We start from the raw sequence: 26014 nt of genomic DNA, 5'->3' as shown, positions 1-26014 counted from the left end.
GTGATCGTGGCAGCCGCGCTGCCGCTGCTGTGCGGCGGCTGCATGGTCGGGCCGGACTTCGAACGGCCGCTCCCTCCTAATACGCCCCACTACGGCGAACGTCCCGATCCGGTGCGTCTGGGGGCCGCGGGCGAGGACACCACTCAGGTGCTCACCTTCGGGGAGGACCTGCCGCAGGCGTGGTGGACCCTGTTTCGTTCGCGTCGGCTCGACGCCCTGGTCCGGCAGGGGCTGGCGGCCAACCCCGGCATCGCCCAGGCCGAGGCGGCCCTGCGCCAAGCCCGGAGTTTCACCGTCGCTGCCGAAGCCAGCCTGCTGCCTGGCCTCTCCGGCAGCCTGGTACGCAGCGGCGGCGGCCCGGTCCATGAGACCGGGAGCGTTTTCGGCCTCTACAGCGCCAACATTGCGGCCAGCTACGGGATCGATCTGTTCGGTGGCATCCGCCGGAGCATCGAGGCTCAGGCGGCGCTGGAAGTGGCCGCAGGCGAGCGCCTGCGTGCCGCGGCGCTGACGCTGAGCGGCAGCATTGTCACCGCGGCGATCCAGGAAGCAGGCCTGTCCGCACAGATCGCGGTCTCGGAGACGATCCTGCGTCGCTACCGGGAGCAGTTCGACCTCGTCCGCGTCCGCCACGCCGCCGGAGCGGAGCCGATCGCCACCGTCCTGACCCAGGAAAGCTTGATCCACTCGCAGGAGGGTGCACTCGTCACCCTACGGGCGCAGCGGGCCCAGACGCGCCACCGGCTCGCGACCCTGGTCGGGCAGTCGCCGAGCAGCTACGAGACACCGGGCTTCGGCTTGGGCGAGTTGCCGCTGCCGCGCCGCGTGCCGGTGAGCTTGCCCGCCCGGCTCGTCGTGCAACGACCGGACATCCGGCTCGCCGAAGCCGAGTTGCACGCCGCCTCGGCGCAGATCGGGGTCGCGACCGCGGATCTCCTGCCTCAAGTCACCCTGACCGCCAACCTCGGCACGAATGCCGCCACCCTCGCCGGTCTGGCGGCCTCGAGTGCCTGGGGAGCAACAGCCGGGCTGGTTCAGCCCCTGTTCGACGGCGGTGCGCGCGAGGCGCGGCGGCAGGCGGCTCTCGAAGCCTACGAGGCGGCCCGCGCCGGCTATCGCGCTGCGGTTCTCACGGCCCTGAGGGAGGTCGCCGATACGCTCACCGCTCTCGAGGCCGACGCGCGGACACTGACCGCGGCAATGAAGGCCGAGGATCTCGCTCGACAGGCGCTTGATGCATCTGAAGTACAATACGGGGCTGGTGGCCTGCCCTATGCCAGCCTGCTCCTGGCACAGACACAATACGCCTCTGCAAGCCTCACGCGATTGTCCGCCCACATTCGACGTCTTACCGATACAGCTTCTTTACTCCAGGCGCTCGGTGGTGCTTGGAGTTTTCGGTGATATATGTATATGTTTGACCATCAGGATGACTGACTAGGTCTGTAATGTCCTGGGTAGGAGCGGATAACCTTGATGATGAGATTGGTCGCCATAGGGCGGCGAGGTCCGTGGTACGCGAATATGCCTGCCTTCGATAATGATAGAAATCAGCGGTGAACGGTGAACGGGGCGGGAAATCCAGCGGCAGATGCCGGCACGCGCAGCCGGTGTGGAGGCCAACCTGGCAGCCCTTCAAGGCGGCTTGCAGTGGCATGTGGTGGGGCAACGAACACTCACTCACATTGGCTAGGCTGCTCGCGTAGAGCAAGCTATCGCGTGCAAGCTCGGCGTGAGTGGGTGGTGTCCATGCCGGCGATACAGGATAAGTATCAGGCAACAATTCCAACATTGAGGATGATTATCTCAGTGCATAATATGTTGATAGAGAGGGGCGGATGATGAAAAAAGCTAATATTATAGTATCATTTTGTTTCATGTCTATGTATTTTGGAATGCCTGTAAATGATTTTGCTGCAGCAAATGGGCGCGATATTATGCGACCCTGTGCGCTTCTGAAGGAAAAAGATTTAGAAAGTCACCAAAAATCATTAAATCGCAGATATGATAAAGGAATCGATAAATTTTCGCGTGGTTTTGGCGGAATTAATTGCGACTCATTCGATAATAAAATTGCATACCTCAATGAAGTCAGAGGTGCGGCTGAAATATGCCAAGCAGATACCGGACGTGATTTTTCTAAATTGATCGAATGGGTTGACAAGGAAAAATCCTTGACTCAGCAGGATAAATTTCGATTCGAATGTAATTAAAGCGCGATCCGAGCAGCCTGAGAACCTGTTTGATCTAGAGCCGTTCCCGCTTACGTAGCGACGGCCAAGTCGTTGTCCTAGCCGGCGGCGCCGAGGCTGTTGCGGCACTCGTCTGGGGTGAAGCGGGTGAAGGCGTACCGGATGGCGTCCCAGAGGTCCGGCACGGTGCGGGCGGCTGCGCTCCGCAGCAGGGCTTTCAGCTTGGCGAAGATCTGTTCGATCGGGTTGAACTCGGGGCTATAGGGCGGAAGGTCGAGCAGCCGGGCGCCTCGACCCGCTCGCGCATGCCGCTGACCTTGTGAGCTTGCAGGTTGTCGAGGATCGCGATGTTGCCGGGCCGCAGCACCGGGACAAGGCGGTTGGCGACATCGTTGCGAAAGCGCTGGCCATTGGTGGCGCCATCCGCGAGGTCGAGGGTGCACAGGCGGGTGGTGCGCAGAGCGGCGGTGACAGTGGTCGTTTTGTAATGGCTCTGGGGCACGAGGAGCCGGCAGTGCTCGCCGCCCGGGGCGCGGCCGTAGCGACGGGCCATGTTGGTGGCGGCCGCCGTCGCGTCGAGGAAGACGAGCTTGTCGGGGTCGAGGTCAGGCTGAGCCGCGAACCACGCCTCACGCGCCGCCTTCACATCGGCCCGCTCCTGCTCAGTTGCGTACAGCGCCCCATTTTACGGGTGATCCCATGTTTACGGGTGATCCCATGGCGAGCGAAGAAGCGTGACAGCCCGCTCGTGCTGGTCTGCACGCCCTGCTCGGGCCAGGGCGTCGCGCAACTCGCCGAGGCCAGCGTTCGGGCCGGGCCTCGTCGAGGGAGAGGATCAGATCCGCATGCGCCTCGATCCCCGGCGCGGCCTGATCCAGAGCCCACACGTGCGCCCGGTCCTCGACGGCAAGGGCGCCGAAACCGGCTGGCTGCCCGAGCCGCTGCACCCGGCCGACCACGTGGACGCCACTGCGGGCCTGCGTGCCACCGGAGTCTCTTCACTCCCCAACCCGAACGCGGCTCTCGACGCGCTCGCCGAATCCCTCGGCTTATCCCTGACACGTATCTCCCGGCTCTGGATCAAGCTTGGCCCCGCCGGCAGATGAGCGACATGTCCGACCTTTCTCGTCGGCTCTGCTGACCCTTTCGTAAGTTCGGCCGTCAACCTGGGCAGGCAGGGAACGGGGAGCTGACCAGTTATGAACAACCTGTCTATCCAAGCGGGTCGAGTGTGCTCGGCCTGGTGGGCTGTCGTGCCGCTGATACTGTTCGCGGCGACGGCACGCGCCGATCGAACCCACTGCTTCAACATCCCACAGGGCGATCTTGCCACGCTTCTCACGCAGATCGCCCTGACGTCCGGTACACCAATCGTGGCACCGGCTCATCTTTTGGCCAGGCACATGGCCGGCCCAATCACGGGGTGCGGGAGCGCCGAAGCCGCCGTACTGCAGGCGCTTTCGGGCATGAATCTCGTCGTCTGGGCTGACAGGAACGGCGGACTCGTCGTGCACGGCCCGACGGCCGGCCCGAGCGCAGCGGCTGTGATGCGCTTGACCAGCGAACCATTGGCCGAAGGAGATATGCCGAGCGACCGGATCGTCACGCCGGCCGGGATTTGTTCCGATCATCAGTCGTCGGCGCAAGTTGCGACGGATGCTGCGCGGTCTTGCGATACGAATGACAGCGGTACCGGCACTGCCGAGACCGGAGGCGCGGCAACGGCCTCCGGCCTGCCTCCACCTGAGGCGGAGTGATAATCGCTCCCAATTCCCTTCGTGAGGATCCCTTCGCCGACGACGTCGCTCTGCCGCGTCGCGGGTCTCCGCGCCCCGGCCGCGTGGTCGATTCCGGCTGGCTGCGAACCGCACCGGCTCGGATGGAAGCCGAAGCCGCCCGCAGCGCGGATACACACGTGCTCCGCGTGCCGCTGCCTGGGCTGCGAGGTATCGACCTTTACGTGAAGGACGAGTCCGCCCACTCCACCGGCAGTCTCAAGCATCGCCTCGCCCGCTCGCTCTTCCTCTACGGGCTCTGCAACGGCTGGATCGCTCCGCATATCACGATCGTCGAGGCATCAAGCGGCTCGACCGCGGTGTCTAAGGCCTATTTCGCACAGATGCTCGGCCTTCCCTTCGTCGCGGTTGTGCCGGCATCCACCACCGCGGAGAAGATCGCCGAGATCGCCCGCTATGGTGGCCACAGCCACATGGTGGCGCAATCGTCCGAAGTCTACGCCGAGACGGCCCAGACTGCCGCCACGAGCAATGGACAATACATGGACCAATTCACCTATGCCGAGCGTGCTACGGACTGGCGGGGCAACAACAACATCGCCCAGTCGATCTTCGATCAGCTATCGCTTGAGCGCTATCTGGTCCCGACCTGGATCGTCGTGGGAGCGGGCGCGGGCGGCACATCGGCGACGATCGGGCGCTATCTGCGCTACCGCAGTTACTCCGTGCGCCTGTGTCTGGCCGATCCAGAGGCTTCGGTGTTCCACCGACATCTCGCCGATCCGTCGACGACGGCGACGAACGCGGTCTTCCTCGTCGAGCGAATCGGTCGCGGGCGGCTTGAACCGTCGTTTCTTCCCAGTTGATCACCGAGTGGGTCGCAGTGGCGGATGCAGACAGCCTCGGGGCCGCCCGCGCACTGCTGGAGACCCTGGGGCACTCCTGCGGCGCATCGACCTGGACGAATCTCTGGGCCGTCGCGGTTTTGATCGCCAGGATGGCGGCGCGCGGCGAGACCGGATCGGCATCGGCCTGATCATGCTGGTCCGCCACGGCACCAGTCCCGGCGGCTTGGGTATCTTTGCCCTTGTACCTGAGGGACCGCTTCGGCGTCCGCGCAGGCTCTGTGCAGATGGCCTACGACGTCGCGCTCCTGTTCGCGGCCACTTCACTCCTCCCGGCTTGGAACCTCGCCGTTTCGGCGCTCGGCACGATTGCGGTCAACGGAGTGATCGCGGCCCACCATCGTTCGGCTCGGTATGTCGGTGTCACCGGCTACGCCCACCGGCGAACCGTTCGAGTACGAGCAGGAGACGTATTCCGATCAGATCGGGAGGGGCCCTGATCCGTCCAGCTCGCATAGCGGCTCCGAATCCACGGGCGTGAAGATCGATGTTTTCTCGTAGATCAGATCCCGGCGCCGAAAGAAAGTTCGCACCAGGCGCTGTCGTTTGGTGATCCTTATCCGTCAAAGCACGCGAAGCCTTCGATCTCAGAGGGGGAAGGAAAAGCGATGGTGCGATCGATCTTCAGAGCTGGGCCGCAACGGAGCATGGGAAGCATCCGTCACCTCAGGCGAGGGGCGTACATTCTCGCATTGGTTTGCGGCACGATGGTTCTGTCGCCCCCGCTCGTACGGGCCGCGCAGGCGGATTCAGCCTTGTCTCCTGAAACGATCGAAACGCCCGCAGCGGGGTCGGGAACCGAGACACCAGCGCCGGTTGCGGCCAATACGGCCTCTGCGTCGGCCCCTGCGCAGATCCCGGCCGCGAAGCCGGAGAAGGCCGCCCACGATCTCTCGCCGATGGGCATGTTCCTGGCCGCCGATCCGGTGGTGAAGGCGGTGATGATCATCCTGGCCGCCGCCTCCGTCGTGACGTGGACTATCCTGCTGGTGAAGATGTTCAGTCTAGGGTTGGCCAAGCGCAGGATGCGGTCGAGCCTCAACGAGCTCCGTTCGGCAGGCAACTTGGCGGATGCGGGGCAACGGGTGCGCCGCGGCGTCGGCGCCCTCCTGCTGGTCGAGGTCGAGGAGGAACTCGGCCTCTCTCACGGCCTGCCCAGCGAGGGCGTGAAGGAGCGGGCGGCCATCGCGCTGAACCGGGTCGAGGCGCGGGTTGGCAAACGCATGGCCTCGGGCACCGGCATCCTGGCCACCATCGGCTCGATCGGCCCGTTCGTCGGCCTGTTCGGCACGGTCTGGGGCATCATGGGCAGCTTCATCGGCATCGCCAGCTCGAACACCACCAATCTCGCCGTGGTCGCCCCCGGCATCGCCGAGGCGCTGCTCGCCACCGGCATCGGCCTCGTCGCGGCGATTCCCGCCGTCGTCATCTACAACGCCCTGACCCGCTCCATCACCGGCTACCGTGCCCTGACGGGGGATGCCGTTGCCTTGATCATGCGCCACCTCTCGCGCGACCTCGACCGGCGCGAGTTCGGCGCCTATGGCCCCAAAGGGTCCATCCGCCTCGCGGCGGAGTGAGGCCATGGCCATCAATCTCCGATCCGGCGACGACCTCACGGAGACCGCCGACATCAACATCACGCCGTTCATCGACGTGATCCTGGTGCTGCTCATCATTTTCATGGTGGCCGCGCCGCTCTCGACCGTCGATGTGCCGGTCGAACTGCCGGTCTCCTCGGCGCCGCAGCAGCCGCGGCCGGATAAGCCGGTCTTTGTCAGCGTCAAGTCCGATCTCGCGATCGCCCTGGGCGAGGAGATCGTGGCTCGACCGGCCTTGGGCGCCGCCCTCGATGCCGCAACCAAGGGCAACAAGGACGAGCGGATCTTCCTGCGCGCCGATAAGGGCGTGCCCTATGGCGAACTGATGGGGGTGATGAACCTCCTGCGGGGTGCCGGCTACCTCAAGGTCGGTCTGATCGGCCTGGAAGACACGTCGGGCGGAGCCCAGCCATGATCCATCCGCCGCCCGAAGCCTTCGTGCGGGCCGCCGGACGGCACCGCGCGATCGTGGAAAGCCGCGAGGCGTCTTTGGCGGCGCAGATCCTGGGCTGGGCCGTGGCGGGCCTGCTGACGCTGGGTCTGCATGTGGGCCTCTACCTCGCCCTGACCCGCGAGACGGAGCCGCCGCCCGCGCCGGTGGAACTGCCGGCAGCCGTGATGATCGACATGTCGCCTGAGCCCACCGTGGTGAAGTCGGAGGTGGACAACGCCTCCGAGGGACCACCGGCCGCCGATGCGCAACAGGTCGAGCCCGAGCCGGAGGAGGCCCCACCGCCTCCCGATCCGGAACCGGTCGTCGAGGCTCCTCCTCCACCTCCGGAGGTCAAGCCGCAGGCCGTGCTGCCGCCGAAGCTGCCCAAGCAGGAGGTGAAGAAGCCCGAGCCGAAGCCGCCCGAGAAGAAGGTCGAGAAGGAGAAGCCCAAAAAGCCTGTCCGGAAGAAGGACAAGCCGATCATGGCCTCCCGCAGCGGCGGCGGCCCCCGTTCGGACCGGCAGACCGCCAACCGCACCGCAGCCTCCTCGGCCGGCGCGGCGGTCAGCCAGGCGTCGCGGGCGACGTGGCAGAACGAGATGCGGGCGCGGATCGTACGCGCCAAGCGGTTCCCGCCCGGAGCGTTCGGCGCGGTCGGCGTGGCGGCGGTCTCCGTGACCTTCTCGGGCACCGGCAGCGTGAGCAGCGCCCGCCTGATCGCCTCGTCCGGCAACGCAGCGCTCGATGCGGAGGCCGTCGCCGTGATGTACCGCGCCGCGCCCTTCCCACCGCCGCCCGGCGGGCAGGCGGTCACCCAGACCATCCCGCTCAACTTCAACCGTCGGTGAAACGGCGCTCTTCACCAAACAAGGCGTCCCGACTCGCCGAGAGTCGGCTGCTGATCACGTTCAGGCTCGACAACGCGATGCAGGCCGTTGTGACCTCGGGCCGGCGGTGCCCGATCGGCACCCATATGATCCGGAACCGCAACGGTTCCGCCGACAACCCGCCGGGTGAGTCGGCATCGCTCCTTCCCCTGAACACCGGGTGTCCAAGGGGACAGCAAGCTGACTTGCCGGCGCGTCCGGCACTTGGCTCGCCTCCGTCGGCGGCGAGGTGACGGCGCGTGATTGAGCGACTGACCGACAAGGGCAACCCGCCCGTCGCGGCCCAAACGATCCAACGGACCTCTGATCGACGCTGATCGCCTCATTCAGCGTATCGCCCGCGAATCGGCGGCGGGCGGGTCGTTCCGGCCGGTCTCCGATACCCTGATGTCGCGGGCGCTTCCGTTCGGACCGAAGTCCCGCTCGCAGCCGGCCTCGGCAAGGCGCCCCTCGTTTCTATCATTTTTTAAAAAATTCGCTCGGGGTGCTGACGCTTTTGCTCCGTCATCAGTCAAGTTCGGCGAAAGCAGAGCCATATCGGCCAGGGGGTTTGAGATGTATGCGAGCGGCCGTCGTCGGGGTCTGGAAAGAGCACAGGGCGTCAGGGTGGACCGCGCGGCGACGAGTCGACACGCGCACGCGATCCCGTTCACCGCGCTGCTGCTGGCGACTACAGCGGTCCTGCCCTTGCTCGTCGCTGCGCCGGCAATGAGCCAGGTCGCGGCCAGCGCCACCTTCAACATCCCGGCGGGCGACCTCGGCAGCGTACTCGCCCAGATCGGGCGGACGGCGTCGCAACCGATCTCGTTTCCGGCAGACCTGACCCGCGGCCGAACCGCTGGCCCGGTCGTCGGCCGCATGAGCGTGCGGGAAGCGCTCGCGCGCGCACTTGCCGGCAGCGGCCTCGTGGCCGTGCCGGGTGCCGGGGGGGCCTTGATGATCCGCGGCGCGACCGCCCCTACCGCCGGGGCCGCCGCCCTCGGCGATATCGCGGCGATCGACGTCACCGATACGGCTGGCTCCCGGGACGTGGGCTTCACTGCCATCGATACGCAATCCTCCACGCGGATCGATATCCCGTTGAAGGAGAATCCGCGCTCGGTCGTCGGCGTGACGGACGCGGTGATCCGCACCCAGGCACAGACCTCGGTCCTCGATGCGGCGCGCAACGTCAGCAACGTGCGTATCGGTGACGGATCAGGCCAAGCCCAGGGCTCGCCAACCTACTTCATCCGCGGTTTCGATCAGTCCCAGATCCTCATCAACGGCCAGCCGTCGGGCACCGCCCGGCTCCCGATCACCGACATCGAGCGCATCGACGTCATCAAGGGGCCGACCACCGAACTCAGTGGCCCGAGCTTCAATGGCGGCGCCATCAACGCCGTTACGAAAGCCCCGACCGCGACGCCGATTCGGAGAGCCGACGTCTTCTACGGGAGCCGCTTCTTTCGGACGCTCGCCTTCGATCTCGGCGGGCCGGTGTCCGACTTGGAGGGCGTCACCTATCGGCTCAACCTCTCGGGCAACACGGCCAACACCTCGTTCGGCGGCAACACCAGTCCCCACGAGGCGCTGATCTCGCCTGTGGTCTCATGGCAGGGCGTCGATACACGGGTCACCGCCGGCATGCGCTACATCGACAGGGTGTACGGAGTGCCGCCCTTCACCTTCGGAACGCCTGAGGCCGGTTTTCGTCCGCTCAGGCTTCCACGGGAGACACCGTTCGGCAGCGCCGCCAACGGCGGATCGGTGCGAATCCTGAATCCCTATGGGGAGATCGACCATCATCTCGGGACGATAGATGCAGCGAATCTCGGCAGTCTGGATTTCAGGTTTCGCAACCGGACGTCGTATTTTATCACGGATTCATATAGTCAAACGCAAATTCCCGGCAGTATTATTGTAGGATATAGGGGCGGCGAGCCTCTGGCGAATCCAGTGGGTAGCATTGGTTCCTCTTTCGGAGAGCGGTTCGTCACGCAATCCGATATGCTCGTCCGGCACGACACGGAATATTTCCGTCAAACGATGCGTTTCGGCATCGACTATCTCAAGCTGTCGGGTAAACAAAAATCCAATCTGCTCGAAACCCGGGAGCAGATCGGCCTCTTCAATCCGCGTCAGGACCTCCAATTTCCAGGTTTTTTTACGCCCTCTTGGTACGGATCGAATTTCTTCAGATACGGCCAATCGGCGACGGATAACGTAGGCATCTCATTCCAAGATAAGATCGACCTTTTCGACCGTCTCCACATACTGGGCTCCGTCCGACAGGATTGGTACAGCTCCAAGACGGTCGGATCACGCCGCGTCAGGTTGGAACAGGCTGAGATGACCTACACGGCCGGCGCCGTGTACGACATCTTTCCTTGGGTCAGCGTGTACGGCAGCGTTGGAACCGGCTTCCTGCCGCAGGAGGGATTCATCAACCGGACGGAGCCTGCTCCGCCCGTGCTCAGCGACCTGAGCGAAGTTGGTTTCAAGTTCAGCCTCTTAGACAACCAGCTCATGGTTACGGTCGACAGATATTCAAACGCTTACAGCAACACGTTGTTCTTTGACCCGGCGACAAGAACCAACAGGCTCGGGCCGGGCTATCTTGCCGAAGGTTACGAGCTCGACTTCCAGGGGCAGATCACGCCGAACCTACAAGTGATCGGTGGGTATAGCTATAACGATTTTACGAACGGAATTCAGCAGGCCGGTACCCGCTCCTCGGGCCCCCTCGTCATGCCCGGCCAGCCTCAGCATCAAGCCAACCTTTTTGCCGTCTATACATTCACGGAAGGCCCGCTTCAGGGCTTGTCGATCGGCGGCGGCGGGCGCGGCCAGACCTTCAGCTTCACAGATTTTCGGCCCAGAGCGACCGCGCCGAAGATACCGGGATTCATCACTTACGATGCGATGATCGGCTATACGATGGAGAACTTTAGAGTCGATATGAACGTCACAAATCTCTTTGACCGGTATTATTATAACACGACAGTCTCTCCGTACTTCGTCCCGCTCGCCCAGGGGCGCACCTTCATGATCCGAGCGACGCTCGATTTCTGAACCGCTTCATTCAGAGCGCGTGCCCGGTGAGAACCGAGTGCTCACGAGGAAGGATCCGATATGTCTGAATTGATCCATTCGGCATCCGAGGACAATTTCGACCGCGAGGTCATGATGTCCGACGGTCCGGTGCTGGTCGACTTCTGGGCGCCCTGGTGTGGCCCTTGCCGCGCCCTCCAACCCACGTTGGAGGAGGTCGCTGAGATGTACGGCGCGGCACTCAAGGTCGTGAAGGTCGATATCGAGAGCCATCCGCGGCTGGCCGAGCGCTTCGGCGTGCGGTCGATCCCGCTGCTGGCCCTCTTCGCCGAGGGCAGCGAGCGGGGTCGGGCGACCGGGATCCTGACCAAGACACGCCTGTGCCATTTCATCGACTCCCATCTCTGAGATCCGAGCATGGCCCGTTTCATCGCCTTCGCCGGGGATCCGGAGATCCGAGCCGTGCTGCTCGCACGTCTGGCCGGGCATGGGGCCGGCGGAACGCTTGACCCTGCGGGCGACCGCTGGAACGGCACCGGCGGCACGCCTTCCGGCTGCATCGCCGCGAGCGACGACCCCAAGGCGTTCGAGGCGGCCACCGGTTATCCGGCTGGCCTCGGCCTTCTGCTGGATCATCTCTGCGCTCGCATCCAAGATCCTCAGGCAGCGGCGGCGCTCGCGACGGATTGGCTCGGGCGGGTCGCGCCCGGCGCGGACCTGACGAATGTGCCGAGCCACCTTGTCACCTTCATGCTGGAGGAAGGCCTCGGCAACGCCAAGTGGCCTGCCGAGATTCAAGGCGTTTCAGAGACTCTGTGCGGGATCCTCGCGCTGCATCGCCGTAGCGCGAGCGGGGACACGCCCCTGCGGGCGGAATGGAGCGCGGTCCAGTCGGCCGCCATCGCCGCGACCGATGCCGTGACGGACCCACTCGGTCTGACCTACGGCGCCCTCGCGGAGGCGGCCGCCTGGGATCCGGTGGTCTCACGAAGCACCCTGGTGGATGTCGCATCCAAGTGGTACGCCGTGCGCTCGCGCCAAGCCTCCCTCGAGACCGGATGGACGGAGCGGGACGATGCCGCCTTCAAGGCCTGCATCGAGACGTTCGAGCGGGATGTGCTCGCCCACGATTCTTCGCTCACGACGTATGACTTCCCGTCCTTCTTCTGCGTCCACGCGCCCGAACTCCACGCGCGGTTTATCCAGCAGCTCGATCGTTCGAACACGGCCTTTCTAGAATCCCCCGGCATTCTCGCGCGCGTGAGCCTCGACGCCCTCGCGGCCGCCTCCCGGCCGGACGCAGCCTGACGGGACGATCTGGAGCCTCGTCCCGGACGATGGCGTCCGGCCCTCAGAATGGACCATGCCGAACCAGGAAGCTGACGCATTCCGGCGAGGGGAAACCGCCTCGCCGTGAGAGTGTGCATCGAGACGGAGAGCGCGAGGCGCCGGGCCGATTCAGGCAGGCTGCACGCGGCTCTGAGTGAGAAATCGGAACGATTGCCCATGCAACCCACGGCCGATGGTCGCGCCTCTCCTGCCGCCGCCGCGACGAGAGACCTGCGGCAGAGCGCCAGAGAAGAGGCACAGGCGCCGTTCGCAGAGAAACTCCGCCACTTCCTGCGCCTCCTCAGCGGGTTCTGGATGACCCGCCATGCCCGCTGGGCGTGGCCGCTCTTCATGGTCAATATCGGCTTACAATTCGTCCATGTCTACACAAGCGTTCTTGGCACTAGATATACCAAGTCACTGTGGGATATGCTTGGTGATAAGGATATAAGCCGACTTCCTTCGATACTTATTCTACTTGCGACGATCATTTTTCTAGCAATTGTTACAACCAGTATTACGAACTTCACGGGAGAGGTGATCATCCTGCATTGGCGCCAGTGGCTGACGGAGACGTACATCGCACGCTGGCTGCACAACCGCATTTACTACGAGAACCAGCGCCGCGACCTTCTCGACAACCCCGACCAGCGCATCGCCGAAGACACCAAAGACTTCGCCAGAACCACCTTTTATACCACCTCCTCCCTGATCCACGTCGTCACGATGGCGATCACCTTCGGCATCATCCTGTGGAACGCCTCGGGCTCGGGCGAACTCTCGCTTGGCTTCGTCACCCTCTACATTCCCGGATACTTGCTGCTGGCGACGACGCTCTACACGGTGCTGCATACGGCCGGCGCCTTCTATGTCGGGCGTAAGCTTCCGGGCCTCGTCATGCGCGAGCACCGGGTCGGAGCCGATTTTCGCTTCAAACTGATCGAGATCCGACGAGCCTGCGAACAGGTGGCGCTGCTGCGCGGCGAGGCAACCGAGCAGGCGAACCTCGCCGAGCGTTTCGCGGCGATCCGCAGCAACTTCTATGGGCAGATCGTCCAGAGGGTGAAGATTCTGGTCTTCAACACGACCGTAGGCAGGCTCGGCAGCGTCTTCCCACTGCTGCTGCTCCTGCCACGCTACATGAGCGGCGCGCTTTCCCTCGGCGGCATGATGCAGGCGCAGCAATCTGCCGAACATTACAGCGCTGCTGTCGCGTATTTCTGGCAGGCCACGGAGGGGTTTCAGACGCTGCGCGGCATCGTTCGCCGCCTGCGTGGATTCGACAAACTGCTCGACGCGCCGCCGGCCAGTCCGGCGATCGTCAGGGAAGCGAAGGCCGCGACGTCGATCCTCGCCGAGAACGTCACGCTCGCCCAGCCGGATGGGACGCCGCTGCTCAGCCTGCCCCATTGGCACGTCGAGCGCGGTCAGCGCTGGCTGATCCGCGGCCCCTCCGGCGTCGGCAAGAGCACGTTGCTGCGCGCGCTGGCCGGGATCTGGCCCGAGACGGGCGGACGCCTCACCATGCCCCCGCTCGAAGCCACGCTCTTCCTGCCTCAGCAAACATACCTCCCGGTGGGAAGTCTGCGCCATGCCGTGACCTATCCGCTGCGCGGGACGGACCCCGAAATCGATCTGGAGGATCTGTTCGGGAAAATCGGTCTGGGCGCTCGGGTTCAGGATCTCGATGTCGCGGCCGAGTGGGATCAGCACCTCTCGCCAGGCGAGAAGCAGCGCCTCGCTTTCCTGCGCCCGCTGATCCTCCGGCCGAGCCTGATCCTGCTCGACGAGGCGACGAGCGCGCTCGATCCCGCGAACGCACGCAGGATGTACGCGATGTTGCTTGAGGCTTTACCCGGCGTGACCGTCGTCAGCGTGGCGCATACGCATCTGCTCGACGATCTGCACACGCATCAACTGACACTTCTCGGTGACGGGGCGACGTTCGAAACGATCGGCGAAGGCGGCAAGTTGCCCGTCATGCCCGGGGGCATTTTCAGTCGATCTGCCGAAGACGTCTCAGCCTGATGGAGTGTTACATCTGCAATTTGCAATCACAGCAAAACGAGAACGCGAGCATGAAGAGAAAATTCTATTTGTCACATTTCGATGACGGCGAGAAGGAGAGGATCTTCCCGAGTACGAACTACGGCGCGTTCGCCGCAATCACGAAGACAGGGTGGCTCTATACGTCCCGTCATCTCGATCAGATTGGATGGCCCGCCCAGACTGCTGAAAGCACGTGGACGAGCCTGAGTAACAACGCACCGGAGGCCGAATCGATAGCAGACGCCTTCGCCTTCGGGGCCCAGCCCGGCATTGTCAGTCAGGGCGATCGTGCGATGGGCACCGATTTGGCCCGCGCACAGTACGGCTTCGACGGCAGCGGGATCACGGTCGGTGTCATTTCCGACAGCTTCGACAAATACGGTGCTTTTGCGAGCGATCGTGCGTCCGGCGAACTGCCTTGGGACACGCGGATACTGCGTGAAGGAGAATGGGGGAACGATGAGGGGCGCGCCATGGCGCAGATCATCCACGACGTTGCGCCGGGTGCATCGATTCTGTTCGCCGCAGGGGGACGCACGATGGCCGACATGGCCCAAGCCATCCGCGACCTCGCGGCCGCAGGGGCAAAGGTGATCGTCGACGACCTCTTTTATCAGGCAGAGCCGACATATCAGGACAGCATCATCAATAATGCCCGTGCGGCGACGCGGTTGGCCCGGACGATGACCGGCCGGGCCGGCTTCCTCATCATCGAAGCCTGCGCCGGTGACCGTGTCCCGTCCGTTGCGGAGTGCAGCGAGACCCGCGAGCACGAGGCTCAGTCCGACCTAGCCTGGACCACCGTCGGGCGGATGATCTCGGCCGGCGAATCCGGCGCCGCCCTTCGCGAGGCCGACACCCGCTCCAACGACCTATATTTCTCCGGGCCGATTAAGCGCATGCGCAACGAGGCGGTCGTGGCGGCCTCCAAGGGCAGGAAGATGCCGATGGATCACCTGGCGCATGGGCGGCTGGAAACGGCCGTGCCGGTGGTGAAGCGCGGCGACGAGATCGGCGCGATGGCCCGGGCGGTCCAGGTGTTCAAGGAGAACATGCTCCACACGAAGGTCCTCGAGGAAGAGACCGTTCCCGCGCGCGCCTCGGCCGAGGAGCAGTGCAAGGCCGGCATGCCCCAGATGGCCGATGCCTTCGAAGCGGCGGTCGGCGGCATCGTCGGTCCGGTCTCGTCGGCAGTCACCGAGTTGCAAACCACGGCCCGGCCAATGACGGCGACGGCCCAAGAGACGGCGACCCAGTCCGTCGCGGTCGCGACGGCGGCTGAGGAGGCGGCCTCGAATGTCGGCACGGTGGCGTGCGCAGCCAAGGAGCTCGGCGCCTCGGTGCAGGAGATCGGCCGCCAGTGCATGGACCGGCGGCCCTGGCGCAGCGTGCCATGGGCGAGGCGGATGGGACGGCGAACCTCGTCCAAGAACTCAATGACGCGGTCGCACGGATCGGCGACGTGGTCGGGCTGCTCTCGAACATCGCCGGCCAGACCGACCTGCTGGCGTTCAACGCGGCGATCGAGGCGGCGCGGGCTGGGCAGGCGGGCCGCGGCTTCGCGGTGGTGGCGACCGAGGTCAAAGAGCTGGCCAGCCAGACCGCGCGGGCTACGGAGGAGATCGCTGACCAGATCGGCAAGGTGCAAGCGTCGACGGGCCGCGCCGTGGCGGCGATCGGCGGCATTACGGGCCAGATCCGTGAGATCAACAAGGTGGCGGCCGCGAGCGCGGCGGCGGTGGGCAACAGGGGGCGGCCACGCAGGAGATCGTGCGCAACGTGGCGCAGGCCTCGACCGGCACGGGCGAGGCGACGGCCAAAATCGCCGGCGTGGCCCGCGCCTCGGAGGATGCTGGGTGGCCGCGACCCAGATGCTCGGGTCGAGTTCCGCGTTGGCACGTCAGTCTGGACACCTCACCGCCGAGGTAGGCCACTTCCTCGATACCGTCCGGGCAGCCTGACACCATGGCCGACAATCACATCGCGCCGATCGGCCTTGATGCTGCCTCGCTGTCCCGACGCTGCGAAGCTCTCAGACAGCGCTTCGAGGGTGGTCATGACCTCGGCGGACGCACCCACCACATCCGCATGCTGCACACGTCGCTGGAGGATGCCCACCGGAACCTGCGGCAACTGATCGAGGCGTTCCGCGTTCGGCGACCGGTAACGAGTTTGGAGACGGAGCCCTCGTTTCGATCCCTCGAAGTCAGGGCCGACACTCTGACAACCTCCTCGAAGACGATCGAAGAGCAAACATCCCGCTCTTGAATAGGCGTAAAGAGGTATCTCATGGCCGAGGCGAGATCGGATCAGCAACGGTCGCGTCCCAGCTTGGCCTCCCTGATGCTAGACAGTCCAGCGCCTCGATCCGCCGGCGTCTCCCCGGACGGCTTAGGGCCGCATTCGCGTTTCTTCAGCCAGCAGGCGCACGGCTTCGCGACCGATCCCAAGGAGCTCTGAATCGTGCACGGCGCCGGCTACATCGATCTCCACTACCGTGTCGACCTAATCCCCTGGGGCAAGTTTCAATCCTTCTTCGAGACTCACCTCGTCTGAGGTCCGAAAAACGAAGGTTCAGCCAATGAGTTTTACGAAGCATTCGGTTGCAGCCCTCCTCGCGCTGACCGTCAGCGCTCCGTCGCTCGGCAACGACCAGAGTCAGGCGCGATCCCACCACCGGAGCCCGCCGGACACGGCAACACTCGCGAGCGCCTGTTCGGCGCTTGCACAGGTCGACCTTCCCGGCACGCGGATCGAACGGGCCGAATGGCAGGGGCCGCAGGTGCTCAAGCCCGATGCCTTCTCGGCAATGACCGGCTCGACGCGGCAGTACAGCCGGATCGGCGCGCAATGCTTCATCCGGGGCATCATCAACCCGCGCACCGGCGCCGACGGCAAACCCTATGGCATCCGGTTCGAGTTGCGCCTTCCGGCGCAGTGGAACGACAAGTTCCTGTTCCAGGGCGGCGGCGGTACCGACGGTTTCCTCGCCGCCGCGCTCGGGAGCGTGCCGTTCCAGGGCTCGACCGCGACACCGGCTCTGATGCGCGGCTACGCCGTGGTCAGCCAGGATGGCGGCCATGACGGTACGGACACGAGCTTCGCGCAGGACCAGCAGGCGCGGCTCGACTATGCCTATGCCTCGACCGGTCAAGTTACGACAGCGGCCAAGCAACTGATCGCACGCTTCTATGGGACGCCGGCGCACAAATCCTATTTCATGGGTTGCTCCAATGGGGGCCGCGAAGCGATGATGGCGGCGCAGCGCTATCCCACCGACTTCGACGGCATCGTCGCGGGCAATCCGGGCTTTCGTCTGTCCTATGCCAGCATCGGCGAGGCCTGGGACAGCCAGCAGTTCATGCGGATCGCGCCGGTCAACTCACAAGGCCAAAAGATCGTCGCCAATGCCTTCAGCCAGGCGGACCTCGATCTTGTCAGTCGCGCCGTGGTGGCGCAGTGCGATGCCAAAGACGGGTTGGAAGACGGCATCCTCAACGCTTGGGAGCAATGCAGCTTCCGCCCAAGCACGCTTCAGTGCAAGCCTGGGCAGACGCAAGACTGCCTTTCGGCCGACAAGATCGACGCCCTGACTGCGGTGTTTGAGGGCGCGAAGAACAGCCGCGGCGAGAATGTCTATGCAAGCTGGCCTTGGGATGCTGGCATCAACACGCCGGGCTGGCGGATGTGGAAGCTCGGCACGTCGCAGACCGCGCAATCCAATGCGATCAACTTGACCATGGGAGCGGCCGCGCTCAGAGACTATTTCATGACCCCCTATGATCGGAGCTTCGACGTACTGAAGTTCGACTTCGACCGTGACGTGGAACGGGTTCGGCAGACTGCGGCGATCAACGATGCCGACGCGACTTTCCTGACCACCTTCAACGCGCGCGGCGGCAAGATGATCGTGGTCCAAGGGGTCTCCGACCCCGTGTTTTCCGCGCATGACATCCGCGACTGGTATCGCCGCCTCGAGCGCGACATGAGCGACTCCGCCCCTGGCTTCGCGCGCCTCTTCATGGTGCCTGGCATGACCCATTGCGGCGGTGGATCCGGGCTGGGCGACATCGACCCGTTAACAGCGCTGGAGCAATGGACGGACGAGGGCGTCGCGCCGACACAGATCCTCGCAAAGGGTACGCTTCCGGGCGACACGGCGCCGCGTTCGCAACCGATCTGCTCTTATCCGCAAATGGCCGTCTATCGTGGCGGTGCCGAGCGATCGGCGGCAAGCTTCGAATGCCGGAAACCCGCTGAGTGAGACCCGGCAGACCCAAGACGTTCATCCCTTGTCGGCGCGGTGATCCAGAAGATGTGCTCAGCGCCGGCGCCTTGCCGATGAATTCGGCTCTGCCAATTTGATCGAGCATTCAGCAGACTGCCTGGCGCGTTCGCCCCGTTCGATTCGGCATTGGCTGAGCGGGCCGGGGCCGACATCGCTGCGCTGTGTGGCGACCCGCGCATCGCCTTCCTGGAACGGTTCGCTGATCTGGCGCCGCGCAAGCAGCAGGCGCTCCTCCACCGGCTGGATCGCATCGGCAAGGATGTAGAGCGGCGTCCGATCGGCATGAATCGACGGGGATTTCGAGGGCGGCGCAGATGTGATTCGATGCGCGGCTTTTCGCTTCTTCAAGCGCCACGGGATCACGCGCAAAAAAAGACACCGGCCACGTCGCCGAGCAGGATCGGGAGGACCTGAAGGCAGTTCGCCTGGCTTGATTCGAGGGCCAACCCGACCTCGATCCGCACAAGCTCGTGTTCCTAGACGAGACCGCGACGGACCTTGCCCCCTGTTTGCCCTGTTCATAACCAGAGTTCGTTCTGGTTCTGGTCCTCTCGGGACCGCGGTACAAACGCGTTTGGAGTGAGCCCGCCAAGGCTCGTGTGAGGACGGCAGGTGTTGTCGTCCACCCGCCACGCTTCGATGAGGGTCCGGGCCGCCGTCAGGCGCCGGAACAGATGCTCGGTCAGGCACTCGTCGCGCAAGCGCCCGTAGAGGCTTCCGACAAGACCGTTCTGCTGCAGCTTGCCGGGGGCGATGTCGGGCCACGCGACCGCATGCTCCGCCTGCCAGCGCAGGATGGCGTGCGAGGTCAACTCGGTGCCGTAGCACATCGGGAAGATGGCTCGACGGTTCTGGGGCGGCGCGCGAAGCCACGCGGAGCGCAGCGCGCCGCCCTGGGCGGTCATGGCCGATCAACAGGTCCCTAGAGTGACGGTGTTCGAAGCCTCATTCCGGAGACGGATCGACCATGACCAGACCGCAGCTTACGCCGCCGGCCGGCGTTCTCGTAGCCATCGACGTTGCTAAGGCCCGCAACGAGGTCCTCATCGAGGTGCCCGGCTCCGGCCGACGACGCCGGTTGAGCGTCCTCAACACACGGGCTGAGCACGACCGTCTGATCACACTCCTGTCCGATCTCGGACAACCATTGACCAGCGGCTTCGAGGCGACCGGCAACTACCACCGCCCGATCGCTTGGCGCCTGCTCCAGGCTGGCTTTGCCGTGCGCCTGATCTCCTCCGTGGCGCTCGCCCGCACCCGCGAGGCCCTGCACAATAGCTGGGACAAGAACGATCCGAAGGATGCCTAGGTCATGCTGCACATGATCCGCATCGGCGCCTCGCAGGTCTACCAGCGTCCACTCGTCGCCGGGATCAACGACGTGCAGGAGTTATCCAAGACGCACGACGCCGTCTCGAAGGCCAAGACCGAAGTGCTGCACCGGATCCTGACCCACTACCTGCCGCTGTACTTTCCGGAGATCGACCGCTTCCGGCACAACAGCCGATTGGACTTGTTCTTCGCCTTCCTCGATCGCTTCCCCACACCGGGAAGCATCACCACCCTGAGCAAAGAGGCTTTCATCGCCGCGGCCTGGGACGTGGTCGGGCGCAAGGTCGCCAAGACGCGGTTGCTCGGCGACATCTACGAGACGGCTCGCAGCTCGATCGGCCTGCCGGTGTCGCCGGATGGTCCGGCGGTGAGCATGTTCCGGCTCGTCATCGGCGAGGCGCGCGGCCTCATCCGGCAACGCGACGCGATCGAGGTCGCGGCCGAGACCCTCCTATCGGACAACGCCGACTACAAGTTGCTGCGCCGCATCCCCGGCATCGGCCCGATCAACGCGCTGACCATCCTAGCTGAGGCCGGCGATCTGCGCCGCTTCAGCCATCACCGGCAGTTCCTGAAGTTCTACGGGCTCGATCTGGCCACACAGCAATCCGGCAGCTTCCGGGGCCAGACCAAGCTGTCGAAGTACGGCAACGCCCGGCTCCGGCGTACGCTCTGGCTGGCCGGTCAGGTCGCCATCCGCCAGCGGGAGAACAGCTTCCGCGACAAGTTCGAGCTCTACATCGCCCGCGACCGGCACAATGCCGACTTGCGGCGCAAGGCGCTGACCGCGATCACCGCCAAGATGGCGCGCGTGGTACACGCCGTTATCAAGACCGGTGACGACTATCGGCCCTTCGTCGAGGGGCCGGCGCCAGTTGGGAGAACCCCTCTCAGCAGAGCCGTGAGGGCGTGAGAGCCACGACCCTGTAGATAATGCTCGGGTCTCCTGCCTGGATTGGCATCTCGTGTTGAGGACGGTGAGGACCACGGTGCCGCGTGCATCGGCTGGATCCTGTGTTCGTTATGGCCGAGAGTTCTTCCGGATCGGCAGGGGCCGCCTGGATCGACGTTGACGAAGTTCACGCCGCGAGCGCATGTTCGCGGACGGAGACCTGTTGCCCGGCCAACCGTCCTTCCTCGCTACGTAGGACGTTGTCCGAGACTATCATCAGCGGCTCGCCTCGGACCGCGATGATCCGGTCGAGTTCGCGCGCGACGCGCTGCCCAGACAGCGACGTGTCGATCACCAGCGCGAGACACTCCCGCGTGCCGTCATCGGCCACGACGAGGAGGCGGAAGCGCCGCCCGTCGTCGAGCGTGTCGGAGACGAAGTCGAGGCTCCAGCGCTGGTTCGGCTGCTGCGGCACGGCGGCTGAAGCCCGCGTGCCCGTTGCTCGCTTGCGACCGCCGCGCTAGCGCACCGACAGCCGCTCCTCCCGATCGAGCCGGAACAGCTTCTTGCGATTGAGCTTGAGGCCCTCCCGCCGCAGCAGGATCAGCAAACGCCGATAGCCGAACCGGTGGCGCTCGCTGGCCGAGTTGCGCAGGCGTATTCGAAGCCCAGACGGCGCGCTTCGATGCGGGCCCGATCGTAGCGAGCCTGCGCTTCGGCCTTCTACCCGCCGAGGCTAGCACGCCAGAACGTCTCCATTTCCTCGTTGATCTTCTGGGCGGTGCGCCGTGCGTGCACCTTCCGCGGGTCGTCAACGACGCGAATCTTCGTGGACTGCCGGATGACGCCACGTGGATCGACCTCGACATACGCGGCCGGCATGCGCCGGGCGTAGTGCCACATGCCTTGCCGGGCGGTCAGAAAATCGTGGGACGGGTCTCGTCGGAAATCGCCCACGGAATCCGCCCGTGTTGGACGATTTAGCACCCTAAAACGGCAGAATCGGTGTGGGAATGACCGCTAAGTGATTGGGATTGTTGGGGTATGGTTAGAGGCGGGTGGCGGAGACGGAGGGATTCGAACCCTCGATACCCTTATTAGGGGTATGCTCATTTAGCAAACGAGTGCCTTCAGCCTCTCGGCCACGTCTCCCCGCCGCTCGGCTGTAGAAGCTCCGGGGCGGCGGGTCAACCCGGTCGGCGCGGGGATGTGACGCGGCGCTCGTAATGCTTGGCCACGCGCAGGTGGCGGGAGATCGCGTAGTTCATCGCGGTGAGGAAACCGTAGGCGCCGCGCACGAAGTGGCGGCGACCGAAATACGCCTTCAGGAAGTTGCCCGGCAACTCAACGTAGAGGCGCCAAGCCGGGATCGTCACGCCCCGGGCATCGAGGTCGTCGGCCTGCTGGTCGGAGTAGCGGTTGAGCTTGTCGAGCTGGTCGCCGAGCGAACGCACCGAGAAGTGGTGGATACGGCCCTTGATCAGCCCCACGGTGACGCCGGGGCCGAGCACGACCCGGTCGTGGACCGGCGAGGTCGAGTAGGTACTCAAGTCCCGCCGGTAGAGCCGCACGGGGGTCAGCACGTAGGCCCAGGGGTGGGGGCGCGTCTCGCCCGGAAAGATCTCGGCGATGGCGATGCGCCACGCGGCATGGGCCGGCTCGCCCTCGGCGAAGACGGCGCGGATCCGCTCCGCGAGGTCGGCCGGCACCACCTCGTCGGCGTCGAGGTTGAGCACCCAGTCGTGGCGGCACTGGCCTTCCGCGAAGCGCTTCTGCCGGCCGTAGCCCGGCCAGTCGTTGTGGATCACCCGGGCGCCGAGCGAGGCGGCGAGCGCCTGGGTCCCGTCGGTCGAGCCGGAATCGACCACCACGATGTCGTCGGCGAGATCCCGCACCGCCGCGAGGGTGGCGCCGAGACGGTCGGCCTCGTTCTTGACGATGATGAAGACGGAGATCGGGAGCGGGGCCATGGGACTTGATGCGTGCCGGGCCTTCGCTCTACCGGCGCGAATCGGGGCGAACAAGCGCAGCTATGCGGCGGTCTCCGCCAGTCGCTTGCGCTGGACCTTGCCGTTGGCGGTGCGCGGCAGCGCGTCGAGGAAGCGGATGGCGCGCGGCGCCTTGTAGGCGGCCAGGCGATTACCGCACCACGCGATCAGCCCGTCCGCATCGGGTTCGGCCCCGGGCCGCAGGACGACGAAGGCCGCGATGACCCGCAGATCCGTGCGCACGGCCAGCTCCGTGACGCCGACCTCGGCGATATCGGGATGGCCGGCCAGGACGCTCTCCACCTCGACGGGGGAGACGCGGTAGCCCATGGCGTTCATCAGGTCGTCGTTGCGGCCCTGGAACCAGAGGTAGCCGTCGGTGTCGAGGCGTGCGAGGTCGCCGCCGGCAAACCATTCGCCGCGCATCACCGCCGCCTCCTCCTCCGGCCGCCGCCAGTAGCCGAGCATCAGGCCGGGATCGGTGCGGTGGATCGCCAGAAGGCCGGTCTCGCCCGCCGGCAGCGGCTCGGGCGGACCTTCGGCGGGCAGGATCGCGATGCGGCGTCCCGGCTGCGGCCGGCCGGGTGAGCCGGGGCGCACGGGGATGGTCGGGCCGCTCGACACATAGGTTGAGATCTCGCTCATGCCGAGCGCCTCGTAGAGCGGCTTGCCCGTGGCCCGGGTCCAGGCCTCGTGGAGGTCGGACGAGAGCGCCTCGCCCGCGGTGACGCCGTGGCGCAGGCGCGAGAGGTCGTGTTCGGCGAGGTCCGCATATTTGAGGATCTGGCGGTAGACGCTCGGCACCGCCGCGAAGATCGTCGCGCCCTGCTCGGCGATCAGGCGCGGCCAGATCCCGCGGTCGCGCGGGCCGTTGTAGAGCACCGTGGTCGCGCCGCAGGCCCATGGGTCGGTGATGCCGACGCCGAGCGTGTAGGTCCAGTTCATGGTGCCGGCATGCAGCATCACGTCGGACTCGGTCAGCCCGAGCCAGTGCGCGTGCATCGGCCGCCGGCCCCAGATGGCGCGGTGAGCGTGGAGCACGCCCTTCGGGCGGCTCGTGGTGCCGGAGGTGTAGACCAGGGTCGCCGGGTCGTCGGCGGCGGTGTCGGCGTAGTCGGCGAGCGGCTCCCCCGCCTTCATCGCCGCGATCGCTTCGGAATCGAGCCGGATACAACCCGCGGGGCCGCCAGCGCCGGCATCGGACAATCCTGTGCCGGTCACCACCGCGGCGACGCCGGCATTCTGCATCAGGAAGGCGGCTTCGTCGGCGGTCAGTTGCGGCGAGGAGGGCAGGGCGACGAGGCCGGCGGCGAGGGCGCCGAAATAGACAAGGACGTAGTCGGTCTCGTTGCCCATGCGGATCATCACCCGGTCGCCGGCCTTCAGCCCGAGGCCGAGCAGCCCCGCCGCGATGCCGCGCACGGCCCGATCGGCTTGCGCGTAGGTGAGGCGGCCGACGGGGTCGTTCTCGCCCACCATGATCAGCGCCGTCTTGTCGCCGCGCAACCGGGCGTTCTCGTCGAGGCAGTAGCGCGCCGCATTGAAGCGGGCGGGAGGCTGGCGGTCGTCGCTGGTCGGCACGGCGGGCGCTTCCGGTGGTCTTCGTGGTTGCCCTGGTGTCCGATCCTCGTCCGCTGCGGTCAAGCTCGACCTTTTCAACTCTCGCGCGATCTTTGTGGCGCGCGCGGCGGCCGGACCGTGCCGGAGAGGCCGGTGCTCGCGCCGTCCGTCAGTTCGAGCCAGAGGAAGCGCGCCGGATCGACCGGTCCGGGCATCGCGAGCCGGCCGGCGGGAACCGGCTGGAAGCCGAAGCGGCGGTAATAGGGGGCATCGCCCACGAGCACGACGAGGCCGTGCCCTGCGGCGCGGGCCGCGTCGAGGCTCGCCTGCATCAGGCTCGTTCCGATGCCGCGGTCGGAGAAGCTCGGATCGACGGTGAGCGGCCCGAGCACGAGGAGCGATCCGCCCTCGGCCTCGGCCGGGCCGATCCGCACCGAGCCGACGAGATAGGTGCCGACCAGCGCCGTCAGGCAGAGATCGGGCAGGGGCGCCGCGCCCTCGCGCAGGCGGTAGGCGGTGCGGGCGAAGCGGCCGGGTCCGAAGGCGCGGGCGTGCAGACGCTCGATGGCCGGGGCGTCGTCCGGGTGCTCGGGGCGGATGACGAGGGGGAGGGCGGTCACGGGCGGCGTCCGGCGGCGAATGCGCGCCGATAGCAGCCGGCCGCGCAGCCGGCAAACAGCAGCGCGCCTCAGGCGCCCCGGGCCGAGAAATCGATGCGCGGATCGATCCAGGTGTAGGTCAGATCGGAGAGCAGGTTCACCGCAAGTCCGAGCAGGGAGAAGATGTAGAGGGTGGCGAACACCACCGGATAATCGCGGCCGACGATGGAGGAGAAGGACAGGAGCCCGAGACCGTCGAGCGAGAAGATCGTCTCGATCAGCAGCGAGCCGGTGAAGAAGGCGGTGATGAAGGCGCCGGGAAAGCCGGCAATGACGATCAGCATCGCGTTGCGGAACACGTGGCCGTAGAGGACGCGGCGCTCGCTCACGCCCTTCATGCGGGCGGTGACGACGTATTGCTTGCGGATCTCGTCGAGAAACGAGTTCTTGGTGAGAAGGGTCGAGGTGGCGAAGGCGCCGAGCACGAGCGCCGAGAGCGGCAAGACGAGGTGCCACGCATAATCCACGGCCTTGCCCCAGAGGCTCAGGGATTCGAAGTTCTCGGAGGTGAGACCGCGCAGGGGGAAGATCTGCAGGAACGAGCCGCCCGCGAACAGGATCACCAGCAGGATGCCGAACAGGAAGCTCGGGATCGCGTAGCCGACGATGACGACCGCCGAGGTCCAGACATCGAAGCGCGAGCCGTCGGCGACCGCCTTGCGGATGCCGAGCGGGATCGAGATCGCGTAGGAGATCAGCGTCATCCACAGGCCGAGCGAGATCGAGACCGGCAGCTTCTCCTTGATCAGATCCAAGACCGAAACGTCACGAAAATAGCTGCGGCCGAAATCGAAGCGGAGATAGTCCCACAGCATCTTGCCGAAGCGCTCGTAGGCGGGTTTGTCGAAGCCGAACTGCGCCTCGAGCTTCTTGATGAAGGCGGGATCGAGCCCCTGCGCACCGCGGTATTTTGAACTGTCACCTCCGCCGCGGGCCGCCCCGCCGCCGAGATCGCCCTGGCCGCCGGTGATGCGCGAGAGCGAGCCTTCCTGCTGGCCCTGGAGCTGAGCCAGAACCCGCTCCACCGGACCGCCGGGGGCGAACTGGATGATGGCGAAGGTGATCAGCATGATCCCGAAGATCGTCGGGATCATCAGCGCGATGCGGCGCAGGATGTAGGCGAGCATGGA

At 65.5% G+C, this 26014-nt stretch carries 20 protein-coding genes, 1 tRNA gene and 7 pseudogenes; 17 read left to right on the top strand and 11 right to left on the bottom strand.

Going from position 1 to position 26014, the window contains the following annotated elements; translation table 11 throughout:
* The gene (locus tag HNR51_RS21310; protein WP_239681577.1) at positions 1–1404 is read left to right on the top strand and encodes an efflux transporter outer membrane subunit; all 1404 of its coding nucleotides are present in this window, start codon (positions 1–3) and stop codon (positions 1402–1404) included.
* Positions 1405–1553: 149 nt separating this feature from the next.
* Here the strand turns inward: HNR51_RS21310 and HNR51_RS26835 are convergent.
* A pseudogene (locus tag HNR51_RS26835) lies at positions 1554–1792 on the bottom strand (transposase); the annotation flags it as partial.
* A 46-nt stretch (positions 1793–1838) separates the two neighbouring features.
* On the opposite strand from HNR51_RS26835, the gene HNR51_RS21305 reads away from it, so the two are divergent.
* Positions 1839–2213, top strand: coding sequence for a hypothetical protein (locus HNR51_RS21305; RefSeq protein WP_182556273.1), 375 nt, complete (start codon positions 1839–1841; stop codon positions 2211–2213).
* 77 nt (positions 2214–2290) lie between these two features.
* On the opposite strand, the pseudogene HNR51_RS27030 reads toward HNR51_RS21305, so the two are convergent.
* A pseudogene (locus tag HNR51_RS27030) lies at positions 2291–2745 on the bottom strand (transposase).
* Positions 2746–3037: 292 nt separating this feature from the next.
* Here HNR51_RS27030 and HNR51_RS21295 point away from each other — a divergent pair.
* The 13 genes and pseudogenes from HNR51_RS21295 (at position 3038) to HNR51_RS21240 (ending at position 18429) form a co-directional block, all read left to right on the top strand.
* Entirely contained in the window at positions 3038–3298 is a 261-nt protein-coding gene (locus HNR51_RS21295) for a hypothetical protein (RefSeq protein WP_182556368.1), read from the top strand.
* 93 nt (positions 3299–3391) lie between these two features.
* Positions 3392–3949, top strand: coding sequence for a hypothetical protein (locus HNR51_RS21290; protein ID WP_182556272.1), 558 nt, complete (start codon positions 3392–3394; stop codon positions 3947–3949).
* A 122-nt stretch (positions 3950–4071) separates the two neighbouring features.
* Positions 4072–4794 carry a PLP-dependent cysteine synthase family protein gene (locus HNR51_RS21285; protein WP_239681578.1) on the top strand — a complete coding sequence of 241 codons (723 nt, stop codon included), beginning with the start codon at positions 4072–4074 and terminating at the stop codon, positions 4792–4794.
* Positions 4795–5732: 938 nt separating this feature from the next.
* Positions 5733–6413: a tonB-system energizer ExbB gene (gene exbB / locus HNR51_RS21280; RefSeq protein ID WP_239681496.1), complete on the top strand. Its 681-nt coding sequence runs from the start codon at positions 5733–5735 to the stop codon at positions 6411–6413.
* A gap of 4 nt (positions 6414–6417) precedes the next feature.
* Complete coding sequence (gene exbD / locus HNR51_RS21275) at positions 6418–6849, top strand: TonB system transport protein ExbD (RefSeq protein WP_182556270.1); 432 nt, start codon at positions 6418–6420, stop codon at positions 6847–6849.
* Positions 6846–7715, top strand: coding sequence for an energy transducer TonB family protein (locus tag HNR51_RS21270; RefSeq protein ID WP_182556269.1), 870 nt, complete (start codon positions 6846–6848; stop codon positions 7713–7715). Before exbD ends, HNR51_RS21270 begins: the two co-directional genes overlap by 4 nt.
* A 594-nt stretch (positions 7716–8309) precedes the next feature.
* Positions 8310–10808, top strand: coding sequence for a TonB-dependent siderophore receptor (locus tag HNR51_RS21265; RefSeq protein WP_182556268.1), 2499 nt, complete (start codon positions 8310–8312; stop codon positions 10806–10808).
* 60 nt (positions 10809–10868) lie between these two features.
* Positions 10869–11195, top strand: a complete 327-nt coding sequence (gene trxA / locus HNR51_RS21260; protein WP_182556267.1) for a thioredoxin — start codon at positions 10869–10871, stop codon at positions 11193–11195.
* A 9-nt stretch (positions 11196–11204) separates the two neighbouring features.
* Entirely contained in the window at positions 11205–12095 is an 891-nt protein-coding gene (locus HNR51_RS21255; protein ID WP_182556266.1) for a hypothetical protein, read from the top strand.
* A gap of 198 nt (positions 12096–12293) precedes the next feature.
* Complete coding sequence (locus HNR51_RS21250) at positions 12294–14144, top strand: ABC transporter ATP-binding protein/permease (protein ID WP_182556265.1); 1851 nt, start codon at positions 12294–12296, stop codon at positions 14142–14144.
* Between the two features lie 968 nt (positions 14145–15112).
* Positions 15113–16126: pseudogene (locus HNR51_RS26830) on the top strand (methyl-accepting chemotaxis protein); the annotation flags it as partial.
* A gap of 4 nt (positions 16127–16130) precedes the next feature.
* Positions 16131–16433 (top strand): hypothetical protein, encoded by a 303-nt coding sequence (locus tag HNR51_RS26825; RefSeq protein ID WP_283215071.1) that lies wholly within the window; start codon positions 16131–16133, stop codon positions 16431–16433.
* A 313-nt stretch (positions 16434–16746) separates the two neighbouring features.
* A complete protein-coding gene (locus HNR51_RS21240) occupies positions 16747–18429 on the top strand; it encodes a tannase/feruloyl esterase family alpha/beta hydrolase (RefSeq protein WP_182556264.1) in 1683 nt (560 codons plus the stop codon).
* Positions 18430–18486: 57 nt separating this feature from the next.
* Here HNR51_RS21240 and HNR51_RS21235 read toward each other — a convergent pair whose 3' ends face one another.
* The gene (locus HNR51_RS21235; RefSeq protein WP_182556263.1) at positions 18487–18801 is read right to left on the bottom strand and encodes a hypothetical protein; all 315 of its coding nucleotides are present in this window, start codon (positions 18799–18801) and stop codon (positions 18487–18489) included.
* Here HNR51_RS21235 and HNR51_RS21230 point away from each other — a divergent pair.
* Positions 18791–18950: pseudogene (locus HNR51_RS21230) on the top strand (IS630 family transposase); the annotation flags it as partial. The gene HNR51_RS21235 and the pseudogene HNR51_RS21230 sit on opposite strands and share 11 nt — an antisense overlap.
* Before the next feature lie 21 nt (positions 18951–18971).
* On the opposite strand, the pseudogene HNR51_RS21225 reads toward HNR51_RS21230, so the two are convergent.
* Positions 18972–19274: pseudogene (locus HNR51_RS21225) on the bottom strand (integrase core domain-containing protein); the annotation flags it as partial.
* Positions 19275–19420: 146 nt separating this feature from the next.
* Between HNR51_RS21225 and HNR51_RS21220 the strand changes: the two are divergent.
* A pseudogene (locus tag HNR51_RS21220) lies at positions 19421–20698 on the top strand (IS110 family RNA-guided transposase).
* Between the two features lie 238 nt (positions 20699–20936).
* Here HNR51_RS21220 and HNR51_RS21215 read toward each other — a convergent pair.
* The 7 genes and pseudogenes from HNR51_RS21215 to HNR51_RS21185 form a co-directional block, all read right to left on the bottom strand.
* Positions 20937–21341 (bottom strand): annotated as a pseudogene (locus HNR51_RS21215) (DDE-type integrase/transposase/recombinase); the annotation flags it as partial.
* Between the two features lie 59 nt (positions 21342–21400).
* Positions 21401–21634: a hypothetical protein gene (locus HNR51_RS21210; RefSeq protein WP_182556262.1), complete on the bottom strand. Its 234-nt coding sequence runs from the start codon at positions 21632–21634 to the stop codon at positions 21401–21403.
* A gap of 102 nt (positions 21635–21736) precedes the next feature.
* A tRNA-Ser gene (locus tag HNR51_RS21205) sits at positions 21737–21829 on the bottom strand.
* Positions 21830–21864: 35 nt separating this feature from the next.
* Positions 21865–22647: a glycosyltransferase family 2 protein gene (locus tag HNR51_RS21200; protein WP_141950147.1), complete on the bottom strand. Its 783-nt coding sequence runs from the start codon at positions 22645–22647 to the stop codon at positions 21865–21867.
* A gap of 60 nt (positions 22648–22707) precedes the next feature.
* Entirely contained in the window at positions 22708–24246 is a 1539-nt protein-coding gene (locus tag HNR51_RS21195; protein WP_182556261.1) for an acetate--CoA ligase, read from the bottom strand.
* A gap of 74 nt (positions 24247–24320) precedes the next feature.
* Positions 24321–24845, bottom strand: coding sequence for a GNAT family N-acetyltransferase (locus HNR51_RS21190; RefSeq protein WP_182556260.1), 525 nt, complete (start codon positions 24843–24845; stop codon positions 24321–24323).
* A gap of 68 nt (positions 24846–24913) precedes the next feature.
* On the bottom strand, positions 24914–26011 hold the full coding sequence (locus HNR51_RS21185) for a microcin C ABC transporter permease YejB (RefSeq protein ID WP_012452360.1): 1098 nt from the start codon (positions 26009–26011) through the stop codon (positions 24914–24916).
* Between the last annotated feature and the right edge of the window lie 3 nt (positions 26012–26014).

This window comes from Methylorubrum thiocyanatum, assembly GCA_014138645.1.
GTDB classification, from domain to species: domain Bacteria; phylum Pseudomonadota; class Alphaproteobacteria; order Rhizobiales; family Beijerinckiaceae; genus Methylobacterium; species Methylobacterium thiocyanatum.
Note: the sequence above shows the minus strand (reverse complement) of the source record. Positions and strands in the feature narration are given on the sequence as shown.